The 12,487-nt window shown below is 62.8% G+C and carries 12 protein-coding genes; 8 read left to right on the top strand and 4 right to left on the bottom strand.

From position 1 onward, the window contains the following. Positions 1-71 precede the first annotated feature (71 nt). Together OKW40_RS07845 and OKW40_RS07840 are read left to right on the top strand one after the other, a co-directional pair. Positions 72-527, top strand: coding sequence for an NfeD family protein (locus tag OKW40_RS07845; RefSeq protein ID WP_018417664.1), 456 nt, complete (start codon positions 72-74; stop codon positions 525-527). 87 nt (positions 528-614) lie between these two features. Continuing rightward, positions 615-1,562, top strand: a complete 948-nt coding sequence (locus tag OKW40_RS07840) for an SPFH domain-containing protein (RefSeq protein ID WP_429489094.1) — start codon at positions 615-617, stop codon at positions 1,560-1,562. 100 nt (positions 1,563-1,662) lie between these two features. Here the strand turns inward: OKW40_RS07840 and smpB are convergent, their stop codons facing one another. Then, complete coding sequence (smpB, locus tag OKW40_RS07835) at positions 1,663-2,109, bottom strand: SsrA-binding protein SmpB (protein WP_013089686.1); 447 nt, start codon at positions 2,107-2,109, stop codon at positions 1,663-1,665. Between the two features lie 100 nt (positions 2,110-2,209). Between smpB and OKW40_RS07830 the strand changes: the two genes are divergently transcribed. Together OKW40_RS07830 and OKW40_RS07825 are read left to right on the top strand one after the other, a co-directional pair. Further along, positions 2,210-2,647, top strand: coding sequence for a type II toxin-antitoxin system RatA family toxin (locus OKW40_RS07830; RefSeq protein ID WP_018417666.1), 438 nt, complete (start codon positions 2,210-2,212; stop codon positions 2,645-2,647). Beyond that, positions 2,644-2,976 carry an RnfH family protein gene (locus tag OKW40_RS07825; RefSeq protein ID WP_090800565.1) on the top strand — a complete coding sequence of 111 codons (333 nt, stop codon included), beginning with the start codon at positions 2,644-2,646 and terminating at the stop codon, positions 2,974-2,976. The genes OKW40_RS07830 and OKW40_RS07825 overlap by 4 nt, the downstream gene beginning before the upstream one ends. Positions 2,977-3,048: 72 nt before the next feature. Here OKW40_RS07825 and OKW40_RS07820 read toward each other — a convergent pair whose 3' ends face one another. Next, positions 3,049-4,035: a DMT family transporter gene (locus OKW40_RS07820; RefSeq protein WP_429489092.1), complete on the bottom strand. Its 987-nt coding sequence runs from the start codon at positions 4,033-4,035 to the stop codon at positions 3,049-3,051. A gap of 317 nt (positions 4,036-4,352) precedes the next feature. Between OKW40_RS07820 and guaB the strand changes: the two genes are divergently transcribed. The 3 genes from guaB (at position 4,353) to guaA (ending at position 8,362) form a co-directional block, all read left to right on the top strand. Next, positions 4,353-5,813, top strand: coding sequence for an IMP dehydrogenase (gene guaB / locus OKW40_RS07815; protein WP_429355707.1), 1,461 nt, complete (start codon positions 4,353-4,355; stop codon positions 5,811-5,813). Positions 5,814-5,819: 6 nt separating this feature from the next. Then, positions 5,820-6,563, top strand: coding sequence for a hypothetical protein (locus tag OKW40_RS07810; RefSeq protein ID WP_429355706.1), 744 nt, complete (start codon positions 5,820-5,822; stop codon positions 6,561-6,563). Positions 6,564-6,778: 215 nt separating this feature from the next. Then, positions 6,779-8,362 (top strand): glutamine-hydrolyzing GMP synthase, encoded by a 1,584-nt coding sequence (gene guaA / locus OKW40_RS07805; protein ID WP_429405582.1) that lies wholly within the window; start codon positions 6,779-6,781, stop codon positions 8,360-8,362. A gap of 198 nt (positions 8,363-8,560) precedes the next feature. Here guaA and OKW40_RS07800 read toward each other — a convergent pair whose 3' ends face one another. Both OKW40_RS07800 and OKW40_RS07795 read right to left on the bottom strand, forming a co-directional pair. Then, on the bottom strand, positions 8,561-9,232 hold the full coding sequence (locus OKW40_RS07800; RefSeq protein WP_429489089.1) for a hypothetical protein: 672 nt from the start codon (positions 9,230-9,232) through the stop codon (positions 8,561-8,563). Then, positions 9,229-9,501 carry a DUF1778 domain-containing protein gene (locus tag OKW40_RS07795; protein WP_429489087.1) on the bottom strand — a complete coding sequence of 91 codons (273 nt, stop codon included), beginning with the start codon at positions 9,499-9,501 and terminating at the stop codon, positions 9,229-9,231. The genes OKW40_RS07800 and OKW40_RS07795 overlap by 4 nt, the downstream gene beginning before the upstream one ends. A 388-nt stretch (positions 9,502-9,889) precedes the next feature. Here OKW40_RS07795 and OKW40_RS07790 point away from each other — a divergent pair, with 388 nt between their 5' ends. Then, on the top strand, positions 9,890-12,397 hold the full coding sequence (locus OKW40_RS07790) for a DEAD/DEAH box helicase (RefSeq protein ID WP_429489085.1): 2,508 nt from the start codon (positions 9,890-9,892) through the stop codon (positions 12,395-12,397). Positions 12,398-12,487 lie beyond the last annotated feature (90 nt).

Raw genomic sequence — 12,487 nt, 5'->3', positions numbered from 1 at the left:
TTAAAGGCACGTGCGCTTCGTGCTATAAACACCCCGGTAGAACCGGGGTGTTTTGCTTTGTGGAGGTCGACGTGGCGCCTGGTGGACTGTTCTGGTGGATCGGGGCGGGTGTGCTTGTCGTGCTGGAACTGATGAGCGGCACCTTCTATCTGTTGATGATCGCGTTCGGCTTCGTCGCGGCCGCGCTTGCGCGCATTGCCGGCGCCGGGACCGATCTGCAATTCGTAGTGGCGGCGCTGGTTGCACTCGCGGCGGTCGTGGTGCTCAGACGCTCGCGCTTCGGCCGTCGTAGGCGCGAGCAGGCGTCGCGCAATCCGGATGTCAATCTGGATATCGGGCAGACGCTGAACGTGCCGGCCTGGCAGGGGCGCAAAGCACGCGCGACCTATCGTGGCGCGGCATGGGACGTCGAGCTGGCCGCGGGCGAACCCGAAGACGCGCAGGTCTACGAGATCAGGGAGTTGCGGGGCAGTTGCCTCGTCGTCGTCGCGAGTCGGCAGCCGAAGGCGCGCGCGAGCGCGACCTGACGATCCGAGCGCCGGCCGCCCAAGCTGAAAACGCAGGCCCGACCAACCTGCGCACAACTATTCGAAGCAGAATCGGAGGGTAGCGATATGGATTCAACCATCGTCGGGGCAGTGCTGCTGATCGTCGTGATCATGCTCGCGTCGCAGACCATCAAGATCGTGCCGCAGCAGCATGCGTGGGTGCTCGAGCGCCTCGGCCGTTATCACGCGACGCTGACGCCGGGTCTGAGCTTCGCGTTCCCGTTCGTCGACCGGGTCGCGTACAAGCACGTGCTGAAGGAAATTCCTCTCGAAGTGCCGAGCCAGGTCTGTATTACGCGCGATAACACGCAACTGCAGGTCGACGGTGTGCTGTATTTCCAGGTCACCGATCCGATGAAGGCATCGTACGGATCGAGCAACTTCGTGTTCGCGATCACGCAGTTGTCGCAGACCACGCTGCGCTCGGTCATCGGCAAGCTGGAGCTGGACCGGACCTTCGAGGAGCGCGATTTCATCAATCACAGCATCGTGTCCGCGCTGGACGAGGCGGCCGCGAACTGGGGCGTAAAAGTGCTGCGCTACGAGATCAAGGACCTGACGCCGCCAAAGGAAATCCTTCACGCGATGCAGGCGCAGATCACCGCCGAGCGCGAGAAACGCGCGCTGATCGCGGCATCGGAAGGGCGCAAGCAGGAGCAGATCAATATCGCGTCGGGCGGCCGCGAGGCGGCGATCCAGAAGTCCGAGGGCGAGCGTCAGGCAGCGATCAATCAGGCGCAGGGGCAGGCCGCGGCGATTCTGGCGGTGGCCGAGGCGAACGCGCAGGCGATCCAGAAGATCGCGGCGGCGATCCAGCTGAACGGCGGCATGGACGCGGTGAATCTGAAGGTGGCCGAACAGTACGTGAACGCGTTCTCGAACCTCGCCAGGCAGGGCACGACACTGATCGTGCCGGGCGACATGTCGAACATGAGTTCGATGATCGCGTCGGCGCTGACCATCGTGAACAAGAGCAAGGCGGCAGCGGAGCCGCCGCGCGGCGACTTGCGCTGACGAACGGGCAATGCATGCGCAATGAGCGCGTGACGTAAAAGCAAATGGCCCGCACATCGATGCGCGGGCCATTTTTGCATGAGCCGGAAACGAATCGCGTTCAGGTCGGCGAGCGCATCAAGCGCGCCTTCTCGCGCTCCCAGTCGCGTTTCTTCTCGGTCTCGCGCTTGTCGTGCATCTTCTTGCCCTTCGCGAGACCGATCTCGCATTTGACGCGACCGTTCTTGTAGTGAAAATTCAGCGGCACGAGCGTGTAGCCGCGCTGCTCGACCTTGCCGATCAGCTTGCTGATCTCCTCGCTATGCAGCAGCAACTTGCGCGTGCGCACCGGGTCGGGATGGATGTGCGTCGACGCTTCGGGCAGCGGGCTGATGTGCGTGCCGATCAGGAACAGCTCGCCGTTGCGGATCACCACGTAGCCTTCCTTGATCTGGCCGCGCCCGGCGCGCAACGCCTTGACCTCCCATCCTTCGAGCACGAGGCCTGCCTCATAGCGTTCCTCGACCGAGTAGTCGTAGAAGGCTTTTCTGTTGTCTATGATGCTCATGAATGGAAAGTGCCCAACTCGTTTAAAATCACGATTTTAGCAAAGCGGGGCAAGGAAAGCCCGCGGCGCTCGTCCACCGTTGCCACGCGCTGTTCAATTTATGGCAGATGTCCAGAAAACCGTTTTGATTCGCCACTCGGCGGAGCAGATGTTCGACCTCGTCACCGACGTCGACGATTACCCCAAGTTCCTGCCATGGTGCGGGGGCATCGAAATTCGTCACCGGGACGACACCAGCATGGAGGCGAGGATCGATATCAACTTCAAGGGCATCAAGCAGCATTTCGCCACGCGTAACTCGATGGAGCGCCCCACGCGCATCGACATGGAATTCGCCGACGGTCCGTTTCGCAAGTTCACCGGTTTCTGGCGCTTCACGCCGCTGCGCGCCGATGCGTGCAAGATCGAATTCGCGCTGCACTACGAGTTCACCAGCATCCTGCTCGAGAAGATCATCGGGCCGGTGTTCAATCACATCGCCAATACCTTCGTCGAATCTTTCGTGAAGCGCGCCAACCAGCGCTATGGTCAGTCATGAGCGCGCGGCTAACGGTCGAGGTCTGCTATGCGCTCGCTGCCGAGCAGGCGCTGATTGCGGTCGAGTTGCCCGCGGGCGCGACGCTGCAACAGGCGATCGGCGCAAGCGGGATTCTGCAGCGCTTTCCGTCGATCGATCTGAACACGCAGAAGGTGGGCGTGTTCGGCAAGCTCAAGCCGCTCGATACGGTGCTGGCCGACCATGATCGCGTCGAGATTTACCGGCCGTTGCTGGTGGATCCGAAGGTGTCGCGCCAGCGCCGCGTCGAAAAGACACGCAAAGCGGGGTCGATCGAGGGGCGGCGTTGGTTGAACAAGGATTCGCGCTAGGCGGCGCTAGTTGGGGGGGGCGGCGGACTTTTTTCGCGCGCCGCCCGTTTTGCATCATCGCGTCACGTCACCTCAAGGCGCCGCCGTCTGCGCCTTATCGTTCATGCCCTCGATGCGCGCCGCACCCGACGAATCGTCGTCCGAATGCCGGCGCACCGACCACCAGACCCCCGCCACCAGCAGCAGGATCGCCGCGAGTTCGAGCGGGCGTGGCAGGCGCTCGTCGTAAATGAACGCGTACAGCAGCGCGAACAGCGTCTCGAACACGATCATCTGGCCGGACAGCGTTAGCGGCAGCCGTTTTGCCGCGGCATTCCACAGGCCGTTGCCGAGCCACGACGCGCCGATCGCGAGTGCGAGGTTGAGCAGCCAGAACGTGTGCCAGCGCGGGTCGGCCAACTCACCGTGCGGGCCGCCCGACGGCAGCACCGCGACCACGAGCCACAACGCGCCGCCGAGCGCGCCAGTCACGACGCCCCACAGCACCGACCACTCATTGCCGCTGAAATGCGTCTGACGCTGCAGGTAACGGGCGTTCTCGACCGCGAACCAAGTCCAGCAGATGAGCGCGCCCACCGCGCAGGCCACGCCGAGCAGGCGCGTCGCGATGCTCACCGGCGCCGCGCCGGCCACCGTAAAGACGTCGATATTGATGCAGACGATGCCCGCCATCACGGTCGCGAGCGGCCATGCGAGGCGCGCGAGCGGCACCGCGCCGTGATCGCGCCGGCCGACCAGCGTGACCGTGACCGGCAGCACGCCGACGATTAGCGAGGCCGGCGCGATTCCGATCAGGTGCACGGCGGCCGTCAGCAGCAGGTAATAGACGATATTGCCGGCCAGCGCGAGCTTGACGAGCGCGATCAGATCCTCGCGGCTCAGCCGTTTGGCGAGCGAACGCGCGATCGGCAGCGCCGCGGCGAGCGACACGACGCCGTACATCGAGTAGCGGCCGGCGACGAGCAGGAGCGGGGAGAAGTCGGGCAGCACCCGCGGCACCAGAAACACCATGCCCCACAAGGCTCCGGCCATGACGCCATATACGACACCGCGCTGCATCGACTGCCTCTGCTGGATAAACTGGAATGGCCGGCAGAATAGCGGTTTTGCGAGCGGGGCGTCTTGTTCGATCCTGCATTCAGGCCGCTCGACCGCCGCTCGACAGGGTACGTGCCGCGAAAATGCCGCCGGCTCTGCTCCGATTTCGCTTGCGAACGCGCAAACGAAACCCGTTCGAACCCGACGCGAACAGGCGAGCGAAATCGACGCAGGCGGGAGCGGCAAAAAATCGTCTGAAATTCGCTAAGCTGCTGTTCGCGCAGTGAAAACCGGGGTGGTATCGCGTATAATTCGCTTTTGCGCCTATAGGATTTGCCATGCGTCTGATCCAAACAGCACTCACGTTCGATGACGTGCTCCTCGTCCCGGCCTTCTCCGATGTTCTGCCGCGCGACACCAGCCTCAAGACCCGGCTGACCCGCAACATCTCCCTCAACATGCCGCTCGTGTCCGCCGCGATGGACACGGTCACCGAAGCACGTCTGGCAATCGCCATGGCGCAAATGGGCGGCGTCGGCATCATCCACAAGAACCTCACGCCGGCCGAGCAGGCGCGTGAAGTCGCGAAGGTCAAGCGTTTCGAGTCGGGCGTCGTGCGCGATCCGATCACCGTGCCGCCGCATATGAAAGTGCGCGACGTGATCGCACTGTCGCGCCAGCATGGCATTTCGGGCTTCCCGGTCGTCGAGGGCTCGCAGCTCGTCGGCATCGTGACGAATCGCGACCTGCGCTTCGAAGAGCGTCTGGACGAGCCGGTGCGCAACATCATGACGCCGCGCGAGCGCCTCGTCACCGTCAAGGAAGGCACGCCGCTCGCCGAAGCGAAGGCGCTGATGCACAGCCACCGCCTCGAGCGCGTGCTGGTCATCAACGACGCATTCGAACTGCGCGGCCTGATGACAGTCAAGGACATCACCAAGCAGACCGAGCACCCGGATGCATGCAAGGACGAGCACGGCAAGCTGCGCGCGGGCGCGGCGGTCGGCGTCGGTGCGGACAACGAAGAGCGCGTCGAGCTGCTCGTGCAGGCCGGCGTCGACGTGATCGTCGTCGATACCGCGCATGGCCACAGCATGGGCGTGCTCGAGCGCGTCAAGTGGGTCAAGCAGAACTTCCCGCACGTCGAGGTGATCGGCGGCAACATCGCAACCGCCGCGGCCGCCAGGGCGCTCGTCGAATACGGCGCGGACGGCGTCAAGGTCGGTATCGGCCCGGGCTCCATCTGCACGACGCGAATCGTCGCAGGCGTCGGCGTGCCGCAGGTCACCGCTATCTCCAACGTGTCCGAAGCGCTGAGTGGCACCGGCGTGCCGGTCATCGCCGACGGCGGCGTGCGCTTCTCGGGCGACGTCAGCAAGGCGCTCGCGGCGGGCGCCAGCGCGGTCATGATGGGCAGCATGTTCGCCGGTACCGAGGAGTCGCCGGGCGATGTATTCCTGTACCAGGGCCGCCAGTACAAGTCGTACCGTGGCATGGGCTCGGTCGGCGCCATGAAGGACGGCGCGGCGGACCGGTACTTCCAGGACAACTCGGCCAACATCGACAAGCTGGTGCCGGAGGGCATCGAAGGTCGCGTCGCGTACAAGGGTTCGGTCAACGCAATCCTGTTCCAGCTGATCGGCGGCGTGCGCGCGAGCATGGGCTACTGCGGCTGCCGCACCATCGCCGAAATGAACGAGAAGGCCGAGTTCGTGCAGATCACCGGTGCGGGCCTGCGCGAGTCGCATGTGCACGATGTGCAAATCACCAAGGAAGCGCCCAACTACCACGTGGACTAAACGCCCATGAAGCCACTGCTGCGCGTTGTACTGATCCTCGATGCGTTGTTGCTGCTGGCGTTCGGCCTGCTGTTCGTGCTGACGCCGTGGACCTCGCTGTACGACGCGTTGCAACTGGTGCCAACGGAGCCGATGCTGGTCGGCCAGGCGTTCGGCGTCGCGCTGATCGGGCTCGCGTGGCTCGCGGTGCATGCGTCGTTCGACGGGGCGCTGACCTCGACGGTCGCGAAGGTCGTCGGTCATGTGCACTGGCTGATCGGCGTGCTGATGCTGGTCTGGCTGCTCGGGCTGCATACGCCGTCGCTGACCGGTTTCGGCCAGATGGTGGCGGTGCTGGCCGGTGTGGTGCTGGTGGTGATCGGGCTCGGCGGCGTGCGACTGTCGGGTGCGGTGCGGCGGCGCGAGAAGGGGATCGTGATCAAGCCCTCGTCGAGCAAGGCCGACAGTCGTGCCGATAAGCGTGCCGCGAAAGAGGCCGAAAAGGATGCCGCACGGGAGCGTGAACCCGAACGCGACAACGCGCGCGAGCCACATGCCTCAGCGGGCTTTCCGGTCTATCACGCCGAGCCGGTGCCAGAGCCCGTCGTGCCGGTCACGCGGCCGGCCAATCCGGCTGCCGCGGCTTCCGTTGCCACTACCGCGCCGCTTCATCCGGCCGCAAGCGAGCCCGGCCAGAGCGAGTCCGAACGCGCCGCGCGCGACACCAGCAACGACGTGCCCGGCGCACCCCGCCCGCCGTTTCATGGTTGAAGCGCCGCGCGCCAGGCCGTTTGCCGAAGCTAGCGGATTTCGTTCGCGCGCATCGCAGGCGGCGAGTTCCGTGGTTGGCCGCGCCCTTGTGCTTCATCGTAATGTTGGCTGTCCGCGCCGCGCCAAGACCGTCGCCGCGCGGACCGCTTTGAATTCGACGCCGCGCCTCGCGCGCGGCATTCCGTATCCGCTCACTTCTGATTCCGTCCGCTGCCATGCATGACAAGATCCTGATTCTCGACTTCGGTTCGCAAGTCACCCAACTGATTGCACGTCGCGTTCGCGAAGCCAACGTGTATTCGGAAATCCATCCGTACGACGTCGACGCGTCGTTCATCCGCGACTTCGCGCCGAAGGGCGTGATTCTGTCGGGCGGCCCGAGCTCGGTCACCGAGGAAGACACGCCGCGCGTGCCGCAAGCCGTGTTCGAACTCGGCGTGCCGGTGCTCGGCATCTGCTACGGCATGCAGGCGATGGCGCAGCAGCTCGGCGGCAAGGTCGACATCGGTCATCTGCGCGAATTCGGCTACGCCGAAGTGCGCGCGCGCAACCATACGAGCCTGCTCGAAGGCATCAGCGACTTCACCACGTCCGAAGGCCACGGCATGCTGAAGGTATGGATGAGCCACGGCGACAAGGTGCTGGAGATGCCGCCGGGTTTCGCGCTGATGGCATCGACGGAATCGTGCCCGATCGCCGCGATGGCCGACGAGCAGCGCCGCTTCTATGGCCTGCAATGGCATCCGGAAGTCACGCACACGGTGCAGGGCCGCGCGATGCTCGAGCGCTTCGTGCTGCAGATCTGCGGCGCGAAGGCCGATTGGGAAATGGGCCACTACATCGACGAAGCCGTCGCGAAGATTCGCGAGCAGGTCGGTAACGAGCACGTCATTCTGGGCTTGTCGGGCGGCGTGGATTCGTCGGTGGCGGCGGCGCTGCTGCACCGCGCGATCGGCGATCAACTGACCTGCGTGTTCGTCGACCATGGCCTGCTGCGCCTGAACGAAGCCGAGCAGGTGATGGCGCTGTTCGCCGATCACCTTGGCGTGAAGGTGATTCACGTCGACGCGAGCCAAGCATTCCTCGGCAAGCTCGCCGGCGTGACCGATCCTGAAGCGAAGCGCAAGATCATCGGCGCGGAGTTCGTCGAAGTGTTCCAGGCCGAAGCCGGCAAGCTGACCGACGCGAAGTGGCTGGCACAAGGCACGATCTATCCGGACGTGATCGAATCGGCGGGCAAGGGCAAGAAGGCCGCGCAAACCATCAAGAGCCACCACAACGTTGGTGGTCTGCCGGAGACGCTGAACCTGAAGCTGCTCGAACCGTTGCGCGAGCTGTTCAAGGACGAAGTGCGCGAGCTTGGCGTGAAGCTGGGTCTGCCGCACTCGATGGTGTATCGCCATCCGTTCCCGGGTCCGGGTCTGGGCGTGCGGATCCTCGGCGAAGTGAAGCGCGATTTCGCGGACCTGCTGCGCCGCGCGGACGCGATTTTCATCGAGACGCTGCGCAACACGATCGACAAGGAAACCGGCAAGTCGTGGTACGACCTGACGAGCCAGGCGTTCGCGGTGTTCCTGCCGGTCAAGAGCGTCGGCGTGATGGGCGACGGGCGCACCTACGAGTACGTCGTCGCGTTGCGCGCGGTGCAGACGCTCGACTTCATGACCGCGCATTGGGCGCATCTGCCGCATGAACTGCTTGGGCATGTGTCGAACCGGATCATCAACGAAGTGCGCGGGATCAACCGGGTCGTCTACGACATCTCGGGGAAGCCGCCTGCGACAATCGAGTGGGAGTGAGGGTAAAAATATCTCAATTAAATCAATGGCTTACGAGGTGTGTTCGGATTGTCTATCAGAGTGCAACGTTGCCTCTAAGTATTTGATTTTTAATGGGTATCTCCACCATTCCGTAGAAAGCTGGGCGTATTTGACGGTATCAAAGACGGTACAAGTGTCGGTAAACCGGACGGTATGGTTCCGTTCGAAATTCGGGTTTCAATTGTTACCGTCAATGCGATTCCGGGCATGACGGTAAAGTTTTCCCCGAAAAGCTAGACTCCGCGTGGGTTTGCGGGCGTCTGTAGGTCTTGTGGTTGGTGACGGTAAAAAGTCGTCCCAACCACGCGCCTGTAGTGGCGGAAAGTTGGCCAGGTGAAGAAAAGCCGCACCCTGCGGCTTTTCTGCGCACTCGTCATGCCAGTCGGAGCATGAGTGTGAGGGGATGAATCGGAGAAGGTGTGAACCCGTACGAAAAGCTGCTGCGTGTGCGTCAATCGTATGCACAAGCATCGCACGTACGCCAAGATCTTTTGCGATCGAGCTAGCGCGATTGAGGGCATCCTTCAAAAGGGCAGCGCCGAGTTGGATGTCTTTTGTATTTACGTCTCGCGCTAGCCGGCCAAGCACAACCACCGGAATTGGATTCGGCATATTTCGACGAACGTTGCCGGTTGGTTCGACATGGGCAACGGCTCCAGCCGCGAGGGCATAGGAGCCGTAGACGCGGCCGGTATCATCGGTCGTTACAAATACACGGCTTGTCCCACTGTTGTGGTTATTCAGGGCGCGCCGCTTCAGCCAGTCGTCAAGCTCCAGCCTTCCGCAGGAAAAGCTGGCAACGTCGTGCTCGGCCAGCAGCGGTTGCGGAGCAGAAAGCTTCCGATTCATTCGCTGTTTTCATTCCAAGGTGTTTTCACGTCCATACGACGTGCAAGACCCGCGTTTGCGACTTTCGGCGCGTCTAGCAATTCGGTGAACTGCTTAAATTTTTCCGAATCAAGCCCAAAGAAAGTGCGATCCAGGACGACGGCCTGAGCGCGCTCGCAAGCGGCCTCCAACATAAAGTCAGAGCGGTTTTTGCCAAGCAGGCTCGCTGCGTAATCGATCAGATCACGTTGCTCTGGCAAGGCGCGAAGATTAATAGGTGCGTCGCGCATGATGCACTCCATACTGTATATACGATAGATATTCGTATGGCAGGGCAATGTATATCTGATGTCAATACGCGCCGTGGCAGAATCCGTCAAGTTTCAGCCTGGCGACTGGATCGAGAAGTGCCTGGATCGACGGGTAGAGCTACGTGCCGAAACTATTGCCCGGGAATGTGGTAGTGCCGGTGCTGAGTGCCACCTTGTGTGTCGAATCTGCGGGCGATGGAGGACGAGGCCCGGGATATACTGTGTGGCCTCTTTTTTACCGAGCCGGTAGGCAATCAAGGACGCCTTACGGACTCGATCCGGGAGGCGGATTCAGCCGTTGGCGGATTGACTTGACTGGATCTGCCCGCGTGGGAGGCAATCCGAGACCCGCTGGACTTCGCATTGTTTGAGCGGGTCGGTCGCGCAAATATCACGTCAAGTCATGACTAGCAAACACTCTTCCACCAAGTCACGTCGATCCTCGAAGCTTTCCCGCATCCACGCCCCCGATCACATGTCGCCCGCCGACTGGCAGCGCGCCTTGCGTCGGCAATTCGGGCAAGAGCAAGCGTTCTCGCTGGAGAATCTCGGGACGGAGACGTATTTCTCCGAATTCCGCGTCGGCAATCCGGAGTCGAACTTCAGCTATCGCGTGTCGATTCGTGGGGCCTGCCCGGGCGACAACTTTTGCGACTGTCCCGATTACGCCACCAACGAACTCGGCACCTGCAAGCACATTGAATTTACCTTGTCGCGACTGCTGCGCAAGCGAGGCGCAAAGGCGGCCTTCGCCCGTGGTTATCAGCCCGCATTCTCGGAGCTGTATTTGCGAAACGAGGGAGGGCGAGCGGTCCATTTTCGCGCCGGCGCGGATTGTCCGGCAAAGGTAGCCAAAGCGGCCGCCGCTTTGTTCGACGAGTCTCGGCGATGGCATCTGCCGGAGGACCGTTTCGAAGATCTCGGGCGCTTTCTCTCCAGGGTGGCGAAGGCCGGGCACGAATTGCGCGCCCATGACGACGCGCTCGACTTCATCGCTGGCCGAAACGATGCGGCGCGCCGTGCCAGGATGCTCGACGGGCAGTTTCCGCAAGGAGGGGCGACGCCCTCGCTGAAGAAGCTGCTCAAGGTGCCGCTCTATCCGTACCAGGCCGAAGGCGCATTGTTCGCCGTGCGTGCCGGGCGCGCCTTGATCGGCGACGAAATGGGCCTCGGCAAGACGGTGCAGGCCGTCGCGGCGGCGGAAATCCTGATCCGGCATTTTGGCGTGTCGAAAGTGCTGGTGATTTGCCCGACTTCGCTCAAGTATCAGTGGCAGAGCGAGATCACGCGGTTCTCCGGCCACGCTTCGAGGGTAGTCGCGGGCGGCCTTGCCCAGAGGCGGGGCGAATATGCGGCCCAGGATCTCTACAAGATCACCAACTATGAGAAGCTGAAATCGGACCTTGACATGATTTCCGCGTGGGCGCCGGAGCTGGTCATCGTCGACGAGGCGCAGCGCATCAAGAACTGGAACACCATTGCGGCGAAGGCTCTCAAGCGAATCGACAGCCCCTATGCCGTCGTGCTGACGGGAACGCCTCTCGAAAACAAGCTGGAGGAACTCGTTTCCATCGTTCAATTCGTCGACCAGCACCGTCTCGGGCCCACGTGGAAGCTGCTGCACGAACATCAGCTCAAGGACGAGGCGGGACGCGTGACGGGATACACGGGCCTCGAGAAGATCAGCCAGACCCTGGCACCGATCATGATACGGCGTCGCAAGTCCGAGGTGCTGCTGCAGTTGCCCGGGCGCACCGACCAGAATCTGCTGGTGCCCATGACCGAGCTGCAGATGGCGTATCACACGGAAAACGCGGACATCGTGGCCAAAATCGTCCGGCGCTGGCGTAACACCAGGTTTCTGTCGGATCAGGACCAGCGGCGCCTCACCTGTGCTTTGCAGAACATGCGCATGTCGTGCAACAGCACCTATCTGCTGGACCAGGAAACCGATCATGGCGTGAAGGCCGACGAGCTGGCGACGTTGTTCGAGTCGCTTTTCACGCAGCCGGACGAGAAAGTCGTGGTGTTCAGTCAATGGACGCGCACGCATGAGATAGTCATTCGCCGGCTCAAGAAGCTCGGCATCGGCTACGTCAGCTTCCATGGCGGCGTGCCGTCGGAAAATCGGCCCGCGCTGGTGCAGCGCTTTCGGGACGATTCGGACTGTCGGGTATTTCTGTCGACGGACGCAGGTAGCACGGGGCTCAACCTCCAGCACGCGTCGACGCTCGTGAACATGGATCTGCCGTGGAACCCGGCGGTGCTGGAACAGCGCATCGCGCGCATCTACCGGTTGGGCCAGAAAAAGCCGGTACAAGTCGTCAATTACATCGCGAAGGGAACGATCGAGGAGGGCATGCTGTCGGTGCTGGCTTTCAAGCGCTCGCTGGCGGAAGGCATCCTCGATGGCGGCGCCAGCGAAATTCTGCTCGGTGGTTCGCGCCTGACCCGCTTCATGAAGGATGTCGAAAACGTCGCGGGGCGCATGGGAGAGAGCGAGGTCATGGCCGCGGCGGAGGAAGCCGCGAGCGGCGCAGTCGTGTCCGGCGACGCGGCGCGTGACGCGAGCGTCGTGGAAACCGACCTCGCCGGTACCGGCGAGCGGCTTCAAGCTTCGACCATCGATACAGCGCAACGAGGCGCGTCCATCGAACCGTGGTCAGGGTTGCTGCAGTTCGGCGCGGCGCTGGCGTCGGCGTTGAATGAGCCGGGCGATGGCGCGGTTGCCGCACACCCGTGGGTCGAGCGCGATGCCGTGACGGGCGCGCGAAGTCTCAGGTTGCCGCTGCCATCTCCCGAGACGGCAAGACGACTGGCTGAGGTGCTGTCGACGATCTCGGATGCTCTGCTGCGCGACGGCAGCGCAAACTAAAGTCGCTGAACGTGGGAGTCGGGGAAGGCATCTTCGAGGCGGCCTGCTTCGAGTCGTATTCGAGTTGTACCTGGCGGCGAGATGGGGAAG

The organism is Paraburkholderia sp. RAU6.4a (genome assembly GCF_050435625.1).
Lineage (GTDB): Bacteria > Pseudomonadota > Gammaproteobacteria > Burkholderiales > Burkholderiaceae > Paraburkholderia > Paraburkholderia tuberum.
This window is presented reverse-complemented; position numbering and strand designations above follow the sequence as displayed.